The organism is Kluyvera sp. EC_51 (genome assembly GCF_019584505.1).
GTDB lineage: Bacteria > Pseudomonadota > Gammaproteobacteria > Enterobacterales > Enterobacteriaceae > Kluyvera > Kluyvera sichuanensis.
In genome coordinates this window covers 54,087-74,537 of sequence record NZ_VDAG01000115.1, presented here as the reverse complement: position 1 = coordinate 74,537, position 20,451 = coordinate 54,087, and the positions used below count along the sequence as shown (strand labels likewise).

Here is a 20,451-nt window from a genome sequence, read left to right as displayed (position 1 = left end):
AACACTATGTCGCAAATAGATTTGCCGTCAGATTTCGACTTCCAGCAGGCCGGAAGGGACGTTCTGGCGATTGAACGGGAAGGGCTGGAGCAGCTAGATCAATACATTAACCAGGATTTCAGCGCCGCCTGCGAGAAGATCTTCTACTGCACCGGCAAAGTCGTGGTCATGGGGATGGGCAAGTCCGGGCACATTGGCCGCAAGATGGCGGCCACCTTCGCCAGCACCGGCACCTCCGCCTTCTTCGTTCACCCCGGTGAAGCGGCGCACGGCGATTTAGGCATGGTCACGCCGCAGGACGTCGTTATCGCCTTATCCAACTCCGGCGAATCCAATGAAATTCTGGCGCTCATTCCAGTATTAAAACGTCTTCGCGTGCCGCTTATCTGCATGACCAGTCGTCCAGACAGCAGCATGGGCCGCGCAGCGGATATTCATTTGTGCGTCAAGGTTCCGCGCGAAGCCTGCCCGCTTGGGCTGGCCCCCACCTCCAGCACCACGGCAGCACTGGTGATGGGCGATGCGCTGGCGGTGGCGTTACTGAAAGCACGCGGCTTTACCGCTGAAGATTTTGCCCTGTCGCACCCCGGCGGCGCACTGGGTCGTAAGCTTCTGCTGCGCGTTAACGATATTATGCATACAGGCGATGAGATTCCGCACGTTAGCGTTGACGCGTCGCTGCGCGATGCTCTGCTGGAGATTACCCGCAAAAATCTGGGCATGACCGCCATCTGCGATGACAACATGCAGATCAAAGGGATTTTCACCGACGGTGACCTGCGACGCATTTTCGATACCGGCGCCGATGTGCGCAGTCTCGGCATTGCAGACGTGATGACGCCGGGTGGTATTCGCATTCGCCCAGGCATGCTGGCGGTCGATGCGCTGAACCTGATGCAATCCCGTCATATCACCTGCGTGCTGGTTGCCGATGGCGACCATCTGCTAGGTGTGATACATATGCACGACCTACTGCGCGCAGGCGTAGTGTAATCAAGGATATAAAGAATGAGTAATGCTGTCGCATCGGTCGCCACCTGCTATGGCCCGGTGAGTCCACAATTTATGGCGAAGGCGGAAAAAATCCGCCTGCTGATCCTCGACGTTGACGGGGTGCTTTCTGACGGGCTTATCTACATGGGCAACAGCGGTGAAGAGCTGAAAGCCTTTAACGTCCGCGACGGCTACGGCGTGCGCTGCGCCCTCACCTCAGATATCGACGTGGCGATTATTACCGGACGAAAGGCTAAACTGTTAGAAGACCGCTGCGCCACGCTCGGCATCACCCATCTTTACCAGGGGCAGTCGGATAAACTGATCGCCTACCGCGAGCTGATAGCAAAACTGCATCTCCAGCCGGATGAAGTGGCCTACGTTGGCGATGACCTGATCGACTGGCCGGTGATGGCAGAAATTGGTCTTAGCGTCGCCGTCGCGGATGCACACCCTCTGCTGCTACCGAAAGCCGATTACGTGACGCGTATTGCGGGCGGCCGCGGTGCAGTTCGTGAAGTCTGCGACCTGCTGCTAATGGCGCAAGGGAAGCTGGAAGAAGCCAAAGGGCAATCGATATGAGTAAAACCAGACGTTGGGTTATTATTGTGTTATCGCTGGTTGCGCTTGTCCTGATCGGCCTGAACCTGGCCGATAAAGACGACACGAGCCAGGCCGTCGTTAACGCAAACGATCCAACCTACCAAAGCGAACATACCGATACCGTGGTGTACAGCCCCGAGGGCGCGCTCAGCTACCGGTTAATCGCCGAGCATGTGGAGTATTTTTCCGACCAGGCGTTGTCATGGTTTACCCACCCGTTTTTGACAACCTATGACACCAACAAGGTGCCGACCTGGTCGATTAAAGCAGATAAAGCCAAGCTCACTAATGACCGCATGCTGTATCTCTATGGGCACGTTGAAATCAACGCGCTGACAGAAGACGCACAACTGCGTAAGATTACTACGGATAATGCCCAGGTGAACCTGACGACTCAGGACGTTTCCTCTGACGATCTGGTGACGTTATACGGAACAACATTTAATTCCAGCGGCCTGAAAATGCGCGGCAATTTACGCAGCAAAAACGCCGAGCTGATTGAAAAGGTTAGAACCTCTTATGAAATTCAGAACAAACAAACTCAGCCTTAAGCTGGCACTTGCCGGTTCCTTGCTGGCCGCCAGCCTGCCGGCAATGGCGCTTACCGGCGATACCAATCAGCCAATTCATATCGAATCCGATCAGCAGTCGCTGGATATGCAGGGCAACATCGTAACCTTCACCGGTAACGTAGTGGTGACCCAGGGCAGTATCAAAATCAACGCCGATAAGGTCGTCGTGACCCGCCCAGCGGACCAGAAAGGCAAAGAAGTCATCGACGGTTACGGTAACCCAGCAACCTTCTACCAGATGCAGGACAACGGCAAGCCGGTAAAAGGCCGCGCCTCGAAAATGCATTATGAGCTGGCGAACGACTTCGTGGTGCTGACCGGCAACGCTTACCTTGAGCAGCTGGATAGCAACATCAAAGGCGACAAGATCACTTATCTGGTCAAAGAGCAGAAAATGCAGGCGTTTAGCGACAAAGGTAAACGCGTAACCACCGTGCTGGTTCCATCGCAGCTGCAGGACAAGTCCAAAGACCAGGCTCCGGCACAGAAGAAGAGTAACTAATTCGTTATGGCGACATTAACTGCAAAAAATCTGGCGAAGGCCTACAAAGGCCGCCGCGTGGTGGAAGATGTCAGTCTGACCGTGAATTCCGGTGAGATTGTGGGCCTGCTTGGGCCAAACGGCGCGGGCAAAACTACCACCTTCTACATGGTGGTCGGGATCGTTCCTCGTGATGCCGGCAATATCATCATCGATGATGAAGACATTAGCCTGCTGCCGCTGCACGCCCGCGCGCGTCGCGGTATCGGCTATCTGCCGCAGGAAGCCTCCATTTTCCGTCGTCTGAGCGTCTACGATAACCTGATGGCGGTGCTGCAGATCCGTGACGATCTGAGCAACGAACAGCGGGAAGACCGCGCCAAAGAGTTGATGGAAGAGTTCCACATCGAGCATCTGCGCGACAGCCTTGGTCAGGCGCTTTCCGGCGGTGAACGTCGCCGTGTTGAAATCGCCCGCGCGCTGGCGGCAAACCCGAAATTTATCCTGCTGGATGAACCGTTTGCCGGCGTTGACCCGATCTCCGTTATCGATATTAAACGCATCATTGAACACCTCCGCGACAGCGGTCTTGGCGTGCTGATCACCGACCACAACGTACGTGAAACGCTGGCCGTGTGTGAACGCGCCTATATCGTCAGCCAGGGGCACCTGATTGCCCACGGTACCCCTCAGGAGATCCTACAAGACGAACATGTTAAACGCGTGTATCTTGGGGAAGACTTCAGACTCTGATAGGGTAGTGGTTTACGACGTTAGCGGGAGATATTCGTTCTGAACATGAAGCAAGGTTTGCAATTAAGGCTCAGCCAACAGCTTGCCATGACGCCACAGCTGCAACAGGCAATCCGTCTGCTGCAGCTGTCTACGCTGGAACTTCAGCAGGAACTCCAGCAGGCGCTGGAGAGTAATCCCCTGCTTGAGCAAACCGATCTTCACGAAGAAGTAGAGACTCAGGAAACCGTCGATAACGAAACGCTGGACAGCGTTGATGCGCTGGAAAAACCTGATATGCCCGAAGAGCTGCCGCTCGACGCCAGCTGGGATGAAATCTACACCGCCGGAACCCCTTCCGGGACCGGCGCTGATTATCAGGACGATGAATTACCGGTTTATCAGGGTGAAACCACCCAGTCGCTTCAGGATTATCTGATGTGGCAGGTTGAGCTGACGCCGTTTACCGAGACCGACCGGGCTATTGCGACTTCGATCGTCGACGCGGTGGACGACACCGGCTATCTCACCGTCACGGTGGAAGACATTCTGGAAGGGATTGGCGACGAAGAGGTTGGCCTCGATGAAGTGGAAGCCGTGCTCAAGCGGATCCAACGCTTCGATCCAGTCGGCGTCGCCGCCAAAGATCTCCGCGATTGCCTGCTGATCCAACTTTCTCAGTTCTCCCCCGCTACGCCGCGAATCACTGAAGCCCGTCTGATTATCAGCGATCATCTCGATCTGCTCGCCAACCACGATTTCCGTTCACTGATGCGCGTCACGCGGCTGAAAGAGGACGTGTTGAAAGAGGCGGTGGATCTTATCCAGTCGCTGGATCCGCGACCGGGTCAGTCGATCCAGACCGGTGAACCGGAGTATGTGATCCCAGATGTACTGGTACGCAAGGTGAACGATCGCTGGGTCGTTGAGCTGAACGCCGACAGCATTCCGCGTTTGCAGATCAACCAACACTACGCGGGAATGTGCAACAACGCCCGTAACGACGCCGACAGCCAGTTTATCCGCAGCAACCTGCAGGACGCGAAATGGCTGATTAAGAGCCTTGAGAGCCGCAATGACACGCTGCTGCGAGTCAGTCGCTGCATCGTTGAACAGCAGCAGGCCTTTTTCGATCTCGGCGAAGAGTATATGAAACCGATGGTGCTGGCGGATATCGCCCAGACCGTCGAGATGCACGAGTCCACCATTTCGCGTGTGACCACGCAAAAGTATTTGCATAGCCCACGAGGCATTTTCGAGCTTAAGTATTTCTTCTCCAGTCACGTGAGTACCGAGGGCGGCGGCGAAGCCTCTTCCACGGCGATTCGCGCGCTGGTTAAGAAATTAATTGCCGCGGAGAACCCCGCAAAACCACTGAGCGACAGTAAACTGACCACCATGCTCTCTGAACAGGGTATCATGGTGGCACGGCGTACCGTTGCAAAGTACCGAGAGTCTTTATCCATTCCGCCGTCTAACCAGCGTAAACAACTGGTTTGACACAACTGATAAGGAAGACACTATGCAACTCAACATCACTGGACACAACGTCGAAATTACCGATGCGATGCGCGAATTTGTGAATACGAAATTCGTTAAGCTCGAACAGTATTTCGAGAGGATCAATCAGGTCTACATTGTGTTGAAGGTGGAGAAATTGACGCACATCTCGGATGCAACGTTGCATGTTAACGGGGGCGAACTTCATGCTAGCGCGGAAGGCAAGGATATGTACGCCGCCATCGACGGTTTGATAGACAAACTGGCGAGACAGTTAAACAAGCATAAAGACAAACTAAAACAACATTGATTGTCCGAGCAGTCGCCCGATATGCCCGCATACCGGGCGATGCTTAGGTGAAATTATGACAAATAACGATTCGGCTCTTCAACTGAGCAATGTCCTTAACCAGGAATGTACCCGCAGTGCTGTGCACTGTCAGAGTAAGAAACGCGCGCTGGAAATCATCAGCGAACTGGCGGCAAAACAGCTAGGCCTGCCTCCGCAGGTGGTCTTTGAAGCCATCTTGACCCGCGAGAAGATGGGCAGTACCGGTATTGGTAACGGTATCGCTATTCCTCACGGTAAGCTGGAAGAAGATACGCTGCGCGCCGTTGGCGTGTTTGTGCAGCTGGAAACCCCGATCGCCTTTGATGCTATCGACAATCAGCCCGTCGATTTACTCTTTGCGCTCCTGGTGCCGGCAGACCAGACCAAAACCCACCTGCACACGCTGTCCCTGGTGGCAAAACGTCTGGCGGATAAAACCATTTGCCGTCGTCTACGCGCCGCGCAGAGCGACGAAGAGCTGTATCAAATCATCACCGATACGGAAACTCACGATGATGCATAGTGGACATCACATCGTACTGAGGAGAAACGGTACATGGTACTGATGATCGTCAGCGGCCGCTCTGGCTCGGGAAAATCGGTCGCCTTACGCGCGCTGGAGGACATGGGCTTTTATTGCGTCGATAACCTGCCGGTCGTGCTGCTGCCAGAACTGGCAAAAACGCTCGCTGACCGCGAAATATCGGCCGCCGTCAGCATCGACGTGCGTAACATGCCTGAATCACCGGAAATCTTTGAGCGGGCCATGGAAAACCTGCCGGATAACTTCTCTCCGCAGCTGCTGTTCCTTGATGCCGATCGTAACACCCTGATTCGCCGCTACAGCGACACTCGCCGCCTGCACCCTCTCTCCAGTAAGAATCTGTCGCTGGAAAGCGCCATTGATGAAGAGAGTAACCTGCTGGAACCGCTGCGCTCCCGCGCCGACCTTATCGTCGATACCTCCGAGATGTCGGTTCACGAACTGGCGGAGATGCTGCGTACTCGCCTGCTGGGCAAACGCGAGCGCGAGTTAACGATGGTGTTCGAATCTTTCGGCTTCAAGCACGGTATTCCGATTGATGCCGACTACGTCTTCGACGTCCGTTTCCTGCCGAACCCGCACTGGGATCCTAAGCTGCGTCCGATGACCGGCCTGGACAAACCGGTGGCCGCGTTCCTTGACAGGCACACGGAAGTTCACAACTTTATCTATCAAACGCGCAGCTATCTTGAGCTATGGTTACCTATGCTGGAAACCAATAACCGTAGCTATCTGACCGTGGCGATTGGTTGTACCGGCGGTAAACACCGTTCGGTCTACGTTGCCGAACAGCTGGCTGACTACTTCCGCTCGCGCGGCAAGAACGTGCAGTCTCGTCACCGGACGCTGGAAAAACGCAAATCATGACCGTAAAGCAGACCGTTGAGATAACCAACAAGCTGGGCATGCACGCCCGCCCGGCGATGAAGTTGTTTGAGCTGATGCAAAATTTCGACGCAGAGGTTCTGCTGCGTAACGATGAAGGAACCGAAGCGGAAGCGAATAGCGTGATTGCGCTGCTGATGCTTGACTCGGCCAAAGGCCGTCAGATTGAGGTCGAGGCCACCGGGCCGCAGGAAGAAGAGGCGCTGGCCGCGGTGATTGCGCTGTTTAACGCCGGATTCGACGAAGACTAGTCCATCGCCCGGGATACCGGTTTAATGTTGCCCGGCCGAGCGCAGCGACGCCGTGGCCCCCCGGTTAATACAGCTTATTCTCCCGCATAAACCCTTCCCCACCCAGCTGACGCATCTGGCGTAAAATCCACGCCTGACGACTACGTACATACCCTGACGGCGCATTGGCTTTAAAACGAATCGGGTTAGGCAGCACCGCGGCCAGCAGCGCGGCTTCCGCCATCGTCAGCTTGCTCGCGGGCTTATGGAAATAGCGCTGAGATGCGGCCTCCACACCAAAAATACCGTCGCCGAATTCGGCAATGTTCAGATAGACGGTCAGAATACGCTTCTTACTCCAGACCGTCTCCATGCCCAGCGTCAGACCGGCCTCCAGCCCTTTACGTACCCAACTGCGCCCATCCCACAGGAACAGGTTCTTCGCCGTCTGCTGCGACAACGTAGAGGCGCCGCGAATCCGGTTTTCATTACGCTCGTTATGCGCTAGCGCTTTCTCAATCGCCGAGACGTCAAAACCCCAATGATCCGGGAATTTCTGATCCTCAGCGGCGATCACCGCCAGCCCCATAAACGGCGAGATAGCGTCCATGCTAACCCAATCAGAGTGCGCCACGTAGCCAAAGTCGCCCGTCATCCAGGCGCCAATTTGACGCTCAATCATCACTGCGGAGAATGGAACCGGCAGAAAACTGAATGCGGCAATACCACCGCCCCAGAAAAGCGCCAGCAGCAGCAACAGTCGCCAGAACAATTGTTTTAGCCCCGCTACCTTCCTCAAAGCCATCTTCTTCACGCTAACTCTCTGACGCCGATTAATATTTCTGATTAAGTCGTTATGCTTCACACATTTTACTGATTCACGTAACAAACATTTTAAGTTTTGCTATCTTATTGAGCGTGCAATCGTATTTCAGGTTGTGTCAAAAACAAAAAAATAGAGCTAATCAGCTGACGCAGCCACCAGTTCCCTGGTGTTGGCGCAGTATTCGCGCACCCCGGTCAAGCCGGGGTCATTTTTTATCAGCGCTCGCTACCCACGCTTTCAGCACCGCAACGTCCTGCTGCCACTCGGACTTCATCTCTTCAACCCATTCACCCACGTTATCCCACCAGGCAGGTAAATCCGGCGACTGGATCTGCTGCCCCAGTTGCTGCAGGTGACGTAAACCAACGGAGCCAGCTGCACCTTTGATCTTATGACCTTCCTCGACGATGCCTTTCTGGTCGCGCGCGGTCAGGTTCGACTCCAGCACCGCCAGATAGCCCGGCATCATCTTCTCGAAGACCGCCAGACCGTCGGTAATCAGCTTCGGCCCAACCAGATCGATGTACTGCTCCAGCATTGGAATATCCAGCAGTTGCTGCGATTTACTGCTTTCTACAGGCGTCACGGCACTCTCCTCTTCGTCTTCAACGGTATCCCAGAACTTCTTGATCATCGCCGTCAGGGCCGGTACCGAGAGCGGTTTACTCAGCACATCGTCCATCCCGGCTTCCAGATACTCTTTTTTATCTTTCAGCACGTTCGCCGTCAGCGCGACCAGCGGTGGTAAATCGTCAGCGTGGTATTTACGCGTCAGCTCGCGGGAAATATCCAGCCCGGTCATGTCCGGCAGTTGGATATCCAGCAGCACCAGGTCATATTCACCGGGGGTGAACATTTCCAGCGCATCCTTACCGGTCATCGCCACGTCGACGCTATTACCCAACTTCTCAAGCACCGAGCGGGCAACAATGACATTCAGCTCAATGTCTTCCACCAGCAAGACATGCAGCGCCGGCAGCGGCATTTCATCATCCTCAAACGCGTCTTCAACCTCTTCCGCCACCGCGGGCGCATGTACCGTCAGGGTGAAGGTGGCGCCATGCCCTGCCAGGCTTGAGACTTCAATATCACCGCCCATGCTTTTCGCCAGGCGGCGAGAGACCGCCAGACCGATACCGGTGCCAGTAGCAGGTTTGCCCCCCTGGCTATCTTTCACCTGATAATACATGGCGAAGATTTTATCCTGCTCTTCCTGCGGGATGCCGATACCAGAGTCTTCAACTTCAAAGCGGAGCATGTCGCCAGCATCATAGCGCACGCGCACCGTCACGCTCCCCTGCTGGGTAAACTTCACGGCGTTGCTGATAAGGTTCCACAGAATCTGGCGCAGTCGGGTGCCGTCGGTAATCACCTTATGCGGCAGCGGCAGCGTTGGCTCCATCACGAAGCGCAGCCCTTTTTGCTGCGCCTGCAGGCCGGAGAGGTTTTCCAGGTCAGCCAGGAAACCGGTGAAATCGACCGGCTGGTTATCCAGCTGGACCTTCCGGCGCTCCATTTTGTCCATGTCGATAATATCGTTGAAGATATTGCCCAGCGTGACCGCCGAGACATGGATGGTTTTCAGGTATTTTTCCTGCTCGGTGGTCAGGTTGGTGTCGAGCAGGATGCGGCTTAAGCCGACGATGCCGTTCAGCGGCGTACGCAGCTCGTGGCTGATGGTGGAGATAAAGGTGGTCTTGTCGCGGCTGGCGCGCTCGAGCGCGTCCTGATAGCGCTTACGCTCGGTAATATCGCGACCAAAGCCCATCAGGCCATGACGTTTACCGACGCGGTCGTAGTACGGCACTTTACGAATCTCAAAGCAGGCTTTGCGACCGTCAGGATAGTCGAGCCACTGTTCATAGGTGAGTGAAACGTTGTGACGGAACACTTTCTCATCGGTTTCAATAACTTTCGCCGCCGCCTCAGGGGCATAAACCTCTTCCGGGTGCAGGTGAATCAGCTGCTTCTCGCTTTTGCCGGTCAGCAGTTCCATCGCCCGGTTACAGCCAGAAAACTCTTTATCTTCATTGCGATAGAAGACCAAATCGGGAGAGGCATCCAGGAAGGAGCGCAGGAAAGAGGACTGCTGTTCAAGGCGAATCTGCGTCTCTTCACGCTCCTGCACCTCAATACGCAGCTGCTCGAGCGTAGCAAGACGCTCGGCCTCAGCTTTTTCACGGTCGCTAATTTCCTGATTCAGCTGAGAAATATTGTCTTTGAGCTGGACGTTCAGCTTGAGATCGCGTTCGCGCATCTCTTCAAGCTTTTCCACCAGCCGGGAGAGACGCTGTCGTGACTCTTCCAGCTGTTCCACCACCACCGACAGGAAGTAAACCGCCCAGGGGGTAATCAGCAAACCGAAGAAGATAGAACGAATAACATCAATGCTTTCAACCTGGCCGTGCAGCACCATGGTCACCGCCATCTGCACCACAATGGCCAGTACCACCAGCGCCAGCGCCAACAGTAATGAGAAACGTACCAGACCCAGCTTCATCATCAGGTCGACGTAATACTGCGCCAGCATACGGATTTGCTTCATAAGGGATTCCTTAACGACAACGTCGTTCAATCATACCCAATTCTGAGCGTAGCGCGGTAGGTTGTGCGAAAAATGCGGGGATTATCTGCTAATTGGGCTAGGGAGCCTTCCCGGCGGCACTGCGCTTGGCCGGGCTACACGGCTGTTGTAGGTTGCCGCAGCGCTATGGCTGCACCCACGGCCGGCCCAAGGCTGACCCCTGCACGCCGTGCTCGTTCAGGTATTTATCCAGCTCCACCATCCCGGTCCAGCGGTTCTCACACCACAGCGGGGCCAGCAGCGTCGGGCGACGTGCGCTGGCGGAAATGCGGTGATAAATCACCTCCGGCGGCGTATGGCGAATCATCTCGCCCGCGGTGACCGTATAGTCATCCAGCTCAATCCCGTTCAGACGCCCGGCTTCCCAGGCTTTCGCCATGATGCTGCCGGTGACGATATGCAGCGGATGCAGCTTAATGCCATCAACACCCGTCTCAACGACCTGCTCAAGCGTCTCCAGACATTCGCGCTGCCCTTCGCCCGGCAGGCCGACAATCAGATGGCTGCACACCTTCAGGCCGCGTTCGCGCGCCAGACGGGTGGTGTTCTGATAGCAGGCAAAATCATGACCGCGGTTAATACGGTGCAGCGTTTTATCGTGTGCCGTTTGCAGGCCAAGCTCCAGCCACACTTCATAACCCTGCTCGTGGTATTCACTCAACAGGTCAAGCACCGCCTCCGGCACGCAGTCCGGGCGCGTACCGACGCACAGCCCGACGATATTTGCCTGACTAATAGCCTGCTGGTACATCGAGCGCAGCACCTGCACTTCGGCAAAGGTGCTGGTATAGGCCTGAAAGTAGGCCAGATAGCGTTTTGCGCGATTCACCAGATTCGCCTGATGCGCCAGCTGCTCGGCAATCGACTTATGCTGCTGCTCTTCATCGGCGAACGAAGCTACGTTGCAGAACGTGCAGCCGCCGCGACCGATGGTGCCATCGCGGTTGGGACAGCTAAATCCACCATGCAGCGTCAGTTTATGAACCTTTTCGCCATAACGACGCGTAAGATCCCCACCAAACATATTGACTAATTTTTGTAACTGCATAATCTGATAGACCGGCCTGAAGAAAAGGGCCAAGCCTGCCATTTTTAGTCTCGATCGGCGATGACCTGGATCAATCGTCATGTAGACCTTTTACCTCATTGCATAACCAATCAAAATAACTGCAATTTCATTCACAGCCATATAGATTATTTTTACTTATGTTCAGCGCCTGATTTGCAATAATCTATCTGTCGTTGAAAAACAGAGTGATCCTATACCCCCACACTCCATGCCAGCATTAAATGCTACTTATCGTGATATAAACAGTGCATGACGATTAAAACAGCGCTTTCAGATAGTGAGACAGATCACACTAGCTAATCCCATTCAGCACGCTTAACGCCAGCCAAAAATGACAGTTTTTTCTTATATATCATTACGTTAATTGCTCTATAGCACATTTCTGTATAAATAAGATTGCCATTTGACCTATGTATCGATTCCCGATAAGTTGGGAATCCGCTGGAAGCTTTCTGGATGAGCAGTCTGCTCATCATATTTATGCAGTAATTGAGATTCCCTCTTAAGCAAGTCCTCAAACTTGTGCGACCTACGCGAAAAGGATAAAAGAGGGCGAATGCGAGGTTAGGCAGATGAATGCCATACCCCGTCGCCATGCTCTTGCTGTGCCTTGCGCGCAATCGATTAAGGGGGCGTCCCGTAGAGCCTGGGGAGGTTCACTGATATGTTGTACGATAAATCCCTTGAGAGGGATAACTGTGGTTTCGGCCTGATCGCCCACATAGAAGGCGAACCTAGCCACAAGGTAGTGCGTACCGCGATACACGCACTGGCCCGAATGCAGCACCGTGGCGCCATTCTCGCCGACGGTAAAACCGGTGACGGTTGTGGCCTGCTGCTGCAAAAACCTGACCGTTTCTTTCGCATCGTCGCCGAAGAGCGCGGCTGGCGTTTAGCGAAAAACTATGCCGTTGGGATGCTGTTCCTGAATAAGGATCCTGAACGGGCTGCGGCATCTCGCCGTGTTGTAGAAGAAGAACTGCAGCGTGAAACCCTGTCTATCGTCGGCTGGCGGGATGTGCCAACCAATGAAGGCGTGCTGGGTGAGATCGCCCTCTCCTCTCTGCCTCGCATCGAACAAATTTTTGTTAACGCCCCTGCGGGCTGGCGTCCACGCGATATGGAGCGCCGCCTGTTTATCGCGCGTCGCCGTATCGAAAAACGCCTCCAGGAAGATAAAGACTTCTACGTTTGTAGCCTGTCGAATCTGGTAAACATCTATAAAGGTCTGTGTATGCCGGCGGATTTGCCGCGCTTCTACCTGGACCTCGCGGACCTGCGCCTGGAATCAGCCATCTGCCTGTTCCACCAGCGCTTCTCCACTAACACCGTGCCACGCTGGCCGCTGGCTCAGCCGTTCCGCTATCTGGCGCACAACGGCGAAATCAACACCATCACCGGTAACCGACAGTGGGCGCGCGCGCGTACCTATAAGTTCCAGACCCCGCTGATCCCGGATCTGCACGACGCTGCACCGTTCGTTAACGAAACTGGCTCCGACTCCAGCTCCATGGATAACATGCTTGAGCTGCTGCTGGCGGGCGGGATGGACATCATCCGCGCCATGCGTCTGCTGGTGCCACCGGCCTGGCAGAACAACCCGGATATGGACCCGGATCTGCGTTCGTTCTTCGACTTTAACTCCATGCACATGGAGCCGTGGGACGGCCCGGCAGGTATCGTCATGTCTGACGGTCGCTACGCCGCCTGTAACCTCGACCGTAACGGTCTGCGTCCCGCGCGCTACGTCATCACCAAAGACAAGCTCATCACCTGCGCCTCTGAAGTCGGTATCTGGGATTACCAGCCTGACGAAGTGGTTGAAAAAGGCCGCGTAGGCCCGGGCGAGCTGATGGTTATCGACACCCGCAGCGGCCGCATTCTGCACTCGGCCGAAACCGACAACGATCTGAAAAGCCGCCACCCGTACAAAGAGTGGATGGAGAAGAACGTTCGCCGCCTGGTGCCGTTCGAAGATCTGGCGGACGACCGCGTTGGCAGCCGCGAGCTGGACGACGATACCCTCGCCAGCTACCAGAAACAGTTTAACTACAGCGCCGAAGAGCTGGATTCCGTTATCCGCGTACTCGGTGAAAACGGCCAGGAAGCGGTCGGCTCAATGGGTGACGATACCCCGTTCGCCGTGCTCTCCAGCCAGCCGCGTATCATTTACGACTACTTCCGCCAGCAGTTTGCGCAGGTGACCAACCCGCCAATCGACCCGCTGCGTGAAGCACACGTGATGTCGCTGGCGACCAGCATCGGTCGCGAGATGAACGTCTTCTGCGAAGCGGAAGGCCAGGCGCACCGCCTGAGCTTCAAATCACCGATTCTGCTGTACTCCGATTTCAATCAGCTCACCACGATGAAAGAGGAGCACTACCGCGCCGACACGCTGGATATCACCTTCGATGTGACGGAAACCAACCTCGAAGAGACGGTGAAAGCGCTGTGCGATAAAGCCGAGCAGATGGTCCGTAACGGTACCGTACTGCTGGTGCTCTCTGACCGTAATATCGCTAAAAATCGTCTGCCGGTACCGGCACCGATGGCAGTGGGCGCTATCCAGACCCGTCTGGTTGATAAGAGCCTGCGCTGCGATGCCAACATCATCGTCGAAACCGCGAGCGCCCGTGACCCGCACCACTTTGCGGTGCTGCTCGGCTTTGGCGCCACGGCTATCTACCCGTACCTGGCGTATGAAACCCTGGGCCGTCTCATCGATACCCATGCTATCGAGAAAGACTACCGCACGGTGATGCTGAACTACCGTAACGGCATCAACAAAGGCCTGTACAAGATCATGTCCAAAATGGGCATCTCGACCATCGCGTCTTACCGTTGCTCCAAGCTGTTTGAAGCAGTTGGCCTGCACGATGATGTGGTCGATAACTGCTTCCAGGGCGTGGTGAGCCGCATCGGCGGCGCGTCGTTCGACGACTTCCAGCAAGATTTGCTGAACCTGTCGAAGCGTGCCTGGCTGGCGCGTAAACCGCTGGAACAGGGCGGCCTGCTGAAATACGTTCACGGTGGCGAATACCACGCCTACAACCCGGACGTGGTACGCACCCTGCAACAGGCGGTACAGAGCGGCGAATATAGCGATTACAAAGAATATGCAGAGCTGGTCAACAACCGCCCTGCAGCAACGCTGCGCGACCTGCTGGCGATTAGCCCGAACGGCGAAACCGTCAACCTGGCCGACGTTGAGCCAGCAAGCGACCTGTTCAAGCGTTTCGATACCGCTGCGATGTCTATCGGTGCACTGAGCCCGGAAGCACACGAAGCGCTGGCCGAAGCAATGAACAGCATCGGCGGCAACTCAAACTCCGGCGAAGGCGGCGAAGACCCGGCGCGTTACGGCACCAACAAAGTGTCACGCATCAAGCAGGTGGCTTCCGGTCGCTTTGGCGTGACGCCAGCGTACCTGGTTAACGCCGACGTGATTCAGATTAAAGTTGCCCAGGGCGCGAAGCCAGGTGAAGGCGGCCAGCTGCCGGGTGATAAAGTCACCCCGTACATCGCCAAACTGCGCTACTCCGTACCGGGCGTCACGCTGATTTCGCCACCGCCACACCACGATATTTACTCTATCGAGGATCTGGCGCAGCTGATTTTCGACCTGAAACAGGTCAACCCGAAAGCGATGATCTCCGTGAAACTGGTTTCCGAACCAGGCGTGGGCACTATCGCAACCGGCGTGGCAAAAGCCTATGCCGACCTTATCACCATCGCCGGCTACGACGGCGGTACCGGTGCAAGCCCGCTCTCCTCCGTGAAGTACGCAGGCTGCCCGTGGGAACTGGGTCTGGTCGAAACGCAGCAGGCGTTGGTCGCTAACGGCCTGCGTCACAAGATTCGTCTGCAGGTGGACGGCGGCCTGAAAACGGGCGTCGATATCATTAAAGCGGCCATCCTCGGCGCTGAAAGCTTCGGCTTCGGTACCGGGCCAATGGTCGCGCTGGGCTGTAAATATCTGCGTATTTGCCACCTGAACAACTGCGCAACCGGCGTAGCAACTCAGGATGAGAAACTGCGTAAGAACCACTATCACGGCCTGCCGTTCAAAGTGACCAACTACTTTGAATTTATCGCCCGTGAAGTGCGCGAGCTGATGGCTGAACTGGGCGTAACCCGCCTCGTTGACCTGATTGGCCGCACCGACCTGCTTAAAGAGCTGGATGGCTTCACCGCCAAGCAGCAGAAGCTGGAGCTGTCTCGTCTGCTGGAAACCGCTGAGCCACATCCTGGCAAAGCGCTGTACTGCACCGAGAACAACCCGCCGTTTGATAACGGCGTGCTGAACGCGCAGTTGCTGCAGCAGGCAAAACCGTTTGTGGATGAGCGCCAGAGCAAAACCTTCTGGTTTGATATCCGCAACACCGACCGTTCCGTTGGCGCATCGCTGTCTGGCTATATTGCCCAGACCCACGGCGACCAGGGTCTGGCGGCAGACCCGATTAAAGCGCACTTCAGCGGTACCGCGGGCCAGAGCTTCGGCGTGTGGAACGCAGGCGGCGTTGAGCTGTACCTGACCGGCGATGCTAACGACTACGTCGGTAAAGGCATGGCGGGCGGTCTGCTGGCGATTCGTCCTCCGGTCGGTTCATCCTTCCGCAGCCATGAAGCGAGCATCATCGGCAACACCTGTCTGTACGGCGCGACCGGTGGTCGTCTGTACGCTGCTGGCCGCGCCGGTGAACGTTTCGGTGTGCGTAACTCCGGGGCGATTACCGTCGTAGAAGGTATCGGTGACAACGGTTGTGAATATATGACCGGCGGTATCGTCTGCGTGCTGGGCAAAACGGGCGTTAACTTCGGTGCCGGTATGACGGGCGGCTTCGCCTACGTACTGGATGAAGACGGTGATTTCCGCAAGCGCGTGAACCCGGAACTGGTGGAAGTGCTGGATGTCGACACGCTGGCGATTCACGAAGAGCATCTGCGCGGTCTGATTACCGAGCACGTGCAGCTGACCGGTTCTTCCCGCGGCGAAGAGATCCTGGCGCACTGGGAGACTTACTCCGCGAAGTTCGCGCTGGTTAAGCCGAAGTCCAGTGATGTGAAAGCCCTGTTGGGTCACCGTAGTCGTAGCGCAGCTGAGCTGCGTGTGCAGGCGCAGTAAGAGGTCATCATGAGTCAGAACGTTTATCAATTTATCGACCTGCAGCGCGTTGATCCGCCAAAGAAACCGCTGAAGATCCGCAAGATCGAGTTTATTGAGATCTACGAGCCGTTTTCCGAAGGCCAGGCCAAAGCACAGGCAGACCGCTGCCTGTCCTGCGGTAACCCTTACTGCGAGTGGAAATGTCCGGTACATAACTACATCCCTAACTGGCTGAAGCTGGCCAACGAGGGGCGTATTTTTGAAGCCGCCGAGCTGTCACACCAGACCAACACCCTGCCAGAAGTCTGCGGGCGCGTTTGCCCACAGGACCGTCTGTGCGAAGGTTCCTGTACGCTGAACGACGAGTTTGGCGCGGTCACCATCGGCAACATCGAACGCTATATCAACGATAAAGCGTTCGAGATGGGCTGGCGTCCGGATATGACCGGTGTGAAGCAGACCGACAAGAAAGTCGCTATCATCGGCGCTGGCCCGGCGGGCCTGGCGTGTGCTGATGTGCTGACCCGTAACGGTGTGAAAGCCGTGGTCTTTGACCGTCACCCTGAAATCGGTGGTCTGCTGACCTTCGGTATCCCGGCCTTCAAGCTGGAAAAAGAGGTGATGACCCGCCGCCGTGAGATCTTCACCGGCATGGGGATTGAGTTCAAACTCAACGTTGAAGTGGGCCGCGACGTCCAACTGGATGACCTGCTGAAGGATTACGATGCCGTCTTCCTCGGCGTGGGCACCTATCAGTCCATGCGCGGCGGCCTGGAGAACGAAGATGCTTCCGGCGTATTCGATGCCCTGCCGTTCCTGATTGCCAACACCAAGCAGATTATGGGCTTCGGCGAAACCGCCGAAGAGCCGTACGTCAGCATGGAAGGCAAGCGCGTGGTGGTACTCGGTGGTGGTGACACCGCGATGGACTGCGTACGCACCTCCATTCGTCAGGGCGCAACGCACGTAACCTGTGCCTACCGTCGTGACGAAGAGAACATGCCTGGCTCCAAACGCGAAGTGAAAAACGCGCGTGAAGAAGGCGTGGAATTCCAGTTCAACGTCCAGCCGCTGGGCGTGGAAGTGAATGCCAACGGCAAGGTCTGCGGCGTGAAAATGGCGCGTACCGAGATGGGCCAGCCGGATGCGAAAGGCCGCCGTCGCGCGGAGATCGTCGCCGGTTCCGAGCACGTGGTGCCAGCCGATGCCGTGGTGATGGCGTTTGGCTTCCGTCCGCACAGCATGGAATGGCTGGCGAAGCACAGCGTTGAGCTGGACTCGCAGGGCCGCGTCATTGCGCCTGAAGGTATTGATAACGCCTTCCAGACCAGCAACCCGAAAATCTTCGCCGGTGGTGACATCGTGCGCGGCTCGGATCTGGTGGTCACCGCGATTGCTGAAGGTCGTAAAGCGGCTGACGGGATTATGAACTACCTGGAAGTGTAAAACCGTTCCGGCTCCCCTGCCAAAGCGTTACGCTTATGGATGGGGAGCCTGTATTTCCCTGCTAAATACTTGTCTACGCATTCTTTGAAAGCAGCTCGCAAAACTTCCGGCACCATGACATTCAGCAGACGCTGTCTGGTGAATCTTAACAATTCATACCTCTATAACGCTCGCTGGAATATCCCCTTCCGGGAGAGCCTATATGCGCTAACAGTACCCAATAAAACCTACATAACAAAACAGGCCCCAAAGGGCCTGTTTTCATCTTACTTCACTACGCGGAGCGCTGGGCGCCCACCGCGAGGCGGCGGTGGCGTATCATCCGGGTCGTTGTCATCGCTGATATCGGGCTTATCGCCATCAATCACTGACATCACCGTTTCGCTTCCACCGTTATCCACGTCTTCATCATCATTGAAGCTTTCTGCATTTTCATCGTATGCAGTTTCAGGTTCAAACATGGTTCCGGCGCCGTTCTCACGGGCATAGATAGCCAGCACGGCGGCCAGCGGCACGTTAACCTGACGCGGTACGCCGCCAAAGCGCGCGTTAAAGCGCACTTCATCGTTGGCCAGCTCAAGGTTGCCCACCGCGCGCGGCGCGATGTTCAACACGATCTGCCCATCACGCGCGTATTCCATTGGTACGTTCACGCCTGGCATCATGACATCGACCACCAGATGTGGCGTCAGCTGGTTATCCAGCAGCCACTCGTAGAACGCACGCAGCAGGTACGGACGGCGTGGGGAAAGCTGTGATACTTCCATTCAATTAACCCCGGCCAAGGCGCATTTCGCGCTCGGCTTCCGTTAAGGACGCGAGGAAAGAGTCACGTTCGAAGACACGAGTCATATAGCCTTTCAGCTCTTTCGCACCCGCACCAACAAGCTCGATGCCCATTACCGGCAGACGCCACAGCAGTGGAGCCAGGTAGCAATCGACGATGCTGAACTCATCGCTCAGGAAGAACGGCTTCTGGGTAAAGACCGGCGCAATAGCCAGCAGCTCTTCACGCAGCTGTTTACGCGCAGCGTCTGCCTGAGCAGCGGAGCCGTTCATCACCGTGTTCATCAATGAGTACCAGTCTTTCTCGATGCGGTGCATGTACAGGCGGCTTTCACCACGTGCGACCGGGTAAACAGGCATCAGCGGCGGATGAGGGAAACGCTCATCCAGGTATTCCATAATGATGCGTGACTCCCACAGAGTCAGTTCACGATCCACCAGTGTCGGTACGCTTTGATTCGGGTTGAGGTCAATCAGATCCTGCGGTGGATTGTCCTTTTCCACGTGCTCTATCTCGAAGCTGACGCCTTTCTCAGCCAGCACGATGCGGACCTGATGGCTATAGATGTCAGTAGGACCAGAAAACAGCGTCATTACCGAACGTTTGTTGGCAGCGACAGCCATGAAAACCTCCAGGTATATTCAGAATTTTTACTGCTACCAGCCACAACGGCGGCTAGCCAGATGATTAGCCCTATCTGCACGCTGAACAACATTCTCGTTCACGAATTAAACAAAAAATGAACAATCGCGCGCATTTGGGCAGAAAATTGGATGATAGTCTACCAGATTTTGAACGGCTTGTGGTGAGGGGATTCCGGAAAAGCGGAAAAAGAGCCCAGCGGCCATCGAATTGCGGGCATAAAAAAACCCGCCGGAGCGGGTTTTTTTCGCCAATTGTTGTCTGCCGAAGCAGAAACAAATTAACGCTTGGAGAACTGAGGACGACGACGTGCTTTACGCAGGCCGACTTTCTTACGTTCAACCTGACGAGCATCACGAGTAACGAAGCCAGCTTTACGCAGTTCGGAACGCAGGGACTCATCGTACTCCATCAGAGCGCGGGTGATACCGTGACGGATCGCACCAGCCTGACCAGAGATACCACCACCTTTAACAGTGATGTACAGATCCAGTTTCTCAACCATGTCGACCAGTTCCAGCGGCTGACGAACTACCATGCGGGCAGTTTCACGACCGAAGTACTGTTCCAGAGAACGTTGGTTGATAACGATTTTGCCGTTGCCCGGTTTGATGAAAACGCGAGCTGCGGAACTTTTGCGGCGACCAGTGCCGTAGTATTGATTTTCAGCCATTGCCTATAATCCCGATTAGATGTCAAGAACTTGCGGTTGCTGTGCCGCGTGGTTGTGCTCGTTACCCGCGTAAACTTTCAGTTTACGGAACATTGCACGACCCAGCGGGCCTTTTGGCAGCATGCCTTTAACCGCGATTTCAATCACACGCTCAGGATGGCGAGCAATCATCTCTTCAAAGGTCGCTTCTTTAAGACCACCGACGTAGCCAGTGTGACGATAGTACACTTTGTCAGTACGCTTGTTGCCGGTTACAGCAACTTTATCAGCGTTCAGAACGATGATGTAATCACCAGTATCTACGTGCGGAGTGTATTCCGCTTTGTGCTTACCGCGCAGGCGCAGAGCCAGTTCGGAAGCCAGACGGCCCAGAGTTTTACCGGTCGCGTCAACAACATACCAGTCGCGTTTTACGGTTTCTGGTTTAGCTGTAAAAGTTTTCATTA

19 protein-coding genes are annotated in these 20,451 nt (G+C 55.5%); 12 read left to right on the top strand and 7 right to left on the bottom strand.

The annotated features are described in order from the left end of the window. The first annotated feature begins 6 nt into the window (after positions 1–6). Genes kdsD through npr form a run of 10 tightly spaced genes read left to right on the top strand, consistent with a single transcriptional unit; the run spans position 7 to position 6,892 of the window. Complete coding sequence (kdsD, locus tag FHC49_RS22310; protein ID WP_317983845.1) at positions 7–993, top strand: arabinose-5-phosphate isomerase KdsD; 987 nt, start codon at positions 7–9, stop codon at positions 991–993. A 15-nt stretch (positions 994–1,008) separates the two neighbouring features. Beyond that, the gene (gene kdsC / locus FHC49_RS22305) at positions 1,009–1,575 is read left to right on the top strand and encodes a 3-deoxy-manno-octulosonate-8-phosphatase KdsC (protein WP_185667797.1); all 567 of its coding nucleotides are present in this window, start codon (positions 1,009–1,011) and stop codon (positions 1,573–1,575) included. Next, positions 1,572–2,147 (top strand): LPS export ABC transporter periplasmic protein LptC, encoded by a 576-nt coding sequence (gene lptC / locus FHC49_RS22300; protein ID WP_185667796.1) that lies wholly within the window; start codon positions 1,572–1,574, stop codon positions 2,145–2,147. The genes kdsC and lptC overlap by 4 nt, the downstream gene beginning before the upstream one ends. Next, complete coding sequence (lptA, locus tag FHC49_RS22295; RefSeq protein WP_035891165.1) at positions 2,116–2,670, top strand: lipopolysaccharide ABC transporter substrate-binding protein LptA; 555 nt, start codon at positions 2,116–2,118, stop codon at positions 2,668–2,670. Before lptC ends, lptA begins: the two co-directional genes overlap by 32 nt. Before the next feature lie 6 nt (positions 2,671–2,676). Continuing rightward, positions 2,677–3,402 carry an LPS export ABC transporter ATP-binding protein gene (lptB, locus tag FHC49_RS22290; RefSeq protein ID WP_035891167.1) on the top strand — a complete coding sequence of 242 codons (726 nt, stop codon included), beginning with the start codon at positions 2,677–2,679 and terminating at the stop codon, positions 3,400–3,402. A 45-nt stretch (positions 3,403–3,447) separates the two neighbouring features. Then, positions 3,448–4,881, top strand: coding sequence for an RNA polymerase factor sigma-54 (rpoN, locus tag FHC49_RS22285; RefSeq protein WP_185667794.1), 1,434 nt, complete (start codon positions 3,448–3,450; stop codon positions 4,879–4,881). Positions 4,882–4,903: 22 nt separating this feature from the next. Then, positions 4,904–5,191 carry a ribosome hibernation promoting factor gene (hpf, locus tag FHC49_RS22280; RefSeq protein WP_185667793.1) on the top strand — a complete coding sequence of 96 codons (288 nt, stop codon included), beginning with the start codon at positions 4,904–4,906 and terminating at the stop codon, positions 5,189–5,191. Between the two features lie 55 nt (positions 5,192–5,246). Then, positions 5,247–5,735 carry a PTS IIA-like nitrogen regulatory protein PtsN gene (gene ptsN / locus FHC49_RS22275; protein WP_220440879.1) on the top strand — a complete coding sequence of 163 codons (489 nt, stop codon included), beginning with the start codon at positions 5,247–5,249 and terminating at the stop codon, positions 5,733–5,735. Positions 5,736–5,768: 33 nt separating this feature from the next. Next, the gene (rapZ, locus tag FHC49_RS22270) at positions 5,769–6,623 is read left to right on the top strand and encodes an RNase adapter RapZ (protein WP_035891172.1); all 855 of its coding nucleotides are present in this window, start codon (positions 5,769–5,771) and stop codon (positions 6,621–6,623) included. Beyond that, complete coding sequence (gene npr, locus FHC49_RS22265; RefSeq protein ID WP_185667791.1) at positions 6,620–6,892, top strand: PTS phosphocarrier protein NPr; 273 nt, start codon at positions 6,620–6,622, stop codon at positions 6,890–6,892. The genes rapZ and npr overlap by 4 nt, the downstream gene beginning before the upstream one ends. Positions 6,893–6,956: 64 nt before the next feature. On the opposite strand, the gene mtgA is transcribed toward npr, so the two are convergent. The 3 genes from mtgA to FHC49_RS22250 form a co-directional block, all read right to left on the bottom strand. Continuing rightward, complete coding sequence (gene mtgA / locus FHC49_RS22260) at positions 6,957–7,676, bottom strand: monofunctional biosynthetic peptidoglycan transglycosylase (protein WP_185667937.1); 720 nt, start codon at positions 7,674–7,676, stop codon at positions 6,957–6,959. A 226-nt stretch (positions 7,677–7,902) separates the two neighbouring features. Next, positions 7,903–10,242, bottom strand: coding sequence for an aerobic respiration two-component sensor histidine kinase ArcB (gene arcB, locus FHC49_RS22255; protein WP_220440878.1), 2,340 nt, complete (start codon positions 10,240–10,242; stop codon positions 7,903–7,905). 163 nt (positions 10,243–10,405) lie between these two features. Then, positions 10,406–11,329, bottom strand: a complete 924-nt coding sequence (locus FHC49_RS22250) for a TIGR01212 family radical SAM protein (protein ID WP_185667789.1) — start codon at positions 11,327–11,329, stop codon at positions 10,406–10,408. 685 nt (positions 11,330–12,014) lie between these two features. On the opposite strand from FHC49_RS22250, the gene gltB reads away from it, so the two are divergent. Further along, positions 12,015–16,475, top strand: coding sequence for a glutamate synthase large subunit (gene gltB / locus FHC49_RS22245; protein ID WP_220440877.1), 4,461 nt, complete (start codon positions 12,015–12,017; stop codon positions 16,473–16,475). A gap of 9 nt (positions 16,476–16,484) precedes the next feature. Continuing rightward, on the top strand, positions 16,485–17,903 hold the full coding sequence (gene gltD / locus FHC49_RS22240) for a glutamate synthase subunit GltD (protein ID WP_185667787.1): 1,419 nt from the start codon (positions 16,485–16,487) through the stop codon (positions 17,901–17,903). A gap of 266 nt (positions 17,904–18,169) precedes the next feature. Here the strand turns inward: gltD and sspB are convergent, their stop codons facing one another. The 4 genes from sspB to rplM form a co-directional block, all read right to left on the bottom strand. Beyond that, complete coding sequence (gene sspB, locus FHC49_RS22235) at positions 18,170–18,670, bottom strand: ClpXP protease specificity-enhancing factor (RefSeq protein ID WP_185667786.1); 501 nt, start codon at positions 18,668–18,670, stop codon at positions 18,170–18,172. 4 nt (positions 18,671–18,674) lie between these two features. Next, positions 18,675–19,313 (bottom strand): stringent starvation protein SspA, encoded by a 639-nt coding sequence (gene sspA, locus FHC49_RS22230; RefSeq protein ID WP_185667785.1) that lies wholly within the window; start codon positions 19,311–19,313, stop codon positions 18,675–18,677. Positions 19,314–19,612: 299 nt separating this feature from the next. Then, positions 19,613–20,005, bottom strand: a complete 393-nt coding sequence (gene rpsI, locus FHC49_RS22225) for a 30S ribosomal protein S9 (RefSeq protein WP_000829818.1) — start codon at positions 20,003–20,005, stop codon at positions 19,613–19,615. A gap of 15 nt (positions 20,006–20,020) precedes the next feature. Beyond that, on the bottom strand, positions 20,021–20,449 hold the full coding sequence (gene rplM / locus FHC49_RS22220; RefSeq protein ID WP_185667784.1) for a 50S ribosomal protein L13: 429 nt from the start codon (positions 20,447–20,449) through the stop codon (positions 20,021–20,023). Positions 20,450–20,451: the final 2 nt, after the last annotated feature.

Excerpts from the sequence above, each read along its gene's own strand:
- gltB (WP_220440877.1), top strand. The coding sequence starts at position 12,015 with ATGTTGTACGATAAATCCCTTGAGAGGGATAACTGTGGTTTCGGCCTG.
- kdsD (WP_317983845.1), top strand. The coding sequence starts at position 7 with ATGTCGCAAATAGATTTGCCGTCAGATTTCGACTTCCAGCAGGCCGGA.
- arcB (WP_220440878.1), bottom strand. The coding sequence starts at position 10,242 with ATGAAGCAAATCCGTATGCTGGCGCAGTATTACGTCGACCTGATGATG.
- lptA (WP_035891165.1), top strand. The coding sequence starts at position 2,116 with ATGAAATTCAGAACAAACAAACTCAGCCTTAAGCTGGCACTTGCCGGT.
- rpoN (WP_185667794.1), top strand. The coding sequence starts at position 3,448 with ATGAAGCAAGGTTTGCAATTAAGGCTCAGCCAACAGCTTGCCATGACG.
- rplM (WP_185667784.1), bottom strand. The coding sequence starts at position 20,449 with ATGAAAACTTTTACAGCTAAACCAGAAACCGTAAAACGCGACTGGTAT.
- kdsC (WP_185667797.1), top strand. The coding sequence starts at position 1,009 with ATGAGTAATGCTGTCGCATCGGTCGCCACCTGCTATGGCCCGGTGAGT.
- hpf (WP_185667793.1), top strand. The coding sequence starts at position 4,904 with ATGCAACTCAACATCACTGGACACAACGTCGAAATTACCGATGCGATG.
- sspB (WP_185667786.1), bottom strand. The coding sequence starts at position 18,670 with ATGGAAGTATCACAGCTTTCCCCACGCCGTCCGTACCTGCTGCGTGCG.
- npr (WP_185667791.1), top strand. The coding sequence starts at position 6,620 with ATGACCGTAAAGCAGACCGTTGAGATAACCAACAAGCTGGGCATGCAC.
- rpsI (WP_000829818.1), bottom strand. The coding sequence starts at position 20,005 with ATGGCTGAAAATCAATACTACGGCACTGGTCGCCGCAAAAGTTCCGCA.
- lptB (WP_035891167.1), top strand. The coding sequence starts at position 2,677 with ATGGCGACATTAACTGCAAAAAATCTGGCGAAGGCCTACAAAGGCCGC.
- ptsN (WP_220440879.1), top strand. The coding sequence starts at position 5,247 with ATGACAAATAACGATTCGGCTCTTCAACTGAGCAATGTCCTTAACCAG.
- FHC49_RS22250 (WP_185667789.1), bottom strand. The coding sequence starts at position 11,329 with ATGCAGTTACAAAAATTAGTCAATATGTTTGGTGGGGATCTTACGCGT.
- lptC (WP_185667796.1), top strand. The coding sequence starts at position 1,572 with ATGAGTAAAACCAGACGTTGGGTTATTATTGTGTTATCGCTGGTTGCG.
- gltD (WP_185667787.1), top strand. The coding sequence starts at position 16,485 with ATGAGTCAGAACGTTTATCAATTTATCGACCTGCAGCGCGTTGATCCG.
- mtgA (WP_185667937.1), bottom strand. The coding sequence starts at position 7,676 with ATGGCTTTGAGGAAGGTAGCGGGGCTAAAACAATTGTTCTGGCGACTG.
- sspA (WP_185667785.1), bottom strand. The coding sequence starts at position 19,313 with ATGGCTGTCGCTGCCAACAAACGTTCGGTAATGACGCTGTTTTCTGGT.
- rapZ (WP_035891172.1), top strand. The coding sequence starts at position 5,769 with ATGGTACTGATGATCGTCAGCGGCCGCTCTGGCTCGGGAAAATCGGTC.